Raw genomic sequence first — 260 nt, 5'->3', positions numbered from 1 at the left:
CCTACGACAACGCGATGGCCGAAGCGTTCAACTCCCTCTACAAGGCCGAACTCGTCCGCAACAAGGGCCCCTGGCGCGGGCTCGACGACCTGGAGATGGCCACCGTCGAATACATCGACTGGTACAACAACCGCAGGCTGCACGGCGAACTCGGCCACGTCCCACCCGCCGAGTACGAGGCGCTACACGCGATGACCCACCCGGTCACCGCACCCCTGGAAACCAGCTAACCAACTCTCCATCAAACCCGGGGCTTGACA

At 63.5% G+C, this 260-nt stretch carries 1 protein-coding gene; it reads left to right on the top strand.

All coding sequences use genetic code 11. From position 1 onward, the window contains the following. Positions 1–230 (top strand): integrase core domain-containing protein (locus ACNAW0_RS30890; RefSeq protein ID WP_416291562.1); only part of this gene is annotated, 230 nt, incomplete at its 5' end. Between the last annotated feature and the right edge of the window lie 30 nt (positions 231–260).

The sequence above is a fragment of the Micromonospora sp. SL1-18 genome, assembly GCF_047921505.1.
Classification (GTDB): Bacteria; Actinomycetota; Actinomycetes; order Mycobacteriales; family Micromonosporaceae; genus Micromonospora.
This window is presented reverse-complemented; position numbering and strand designations above follow the sequence as displayed.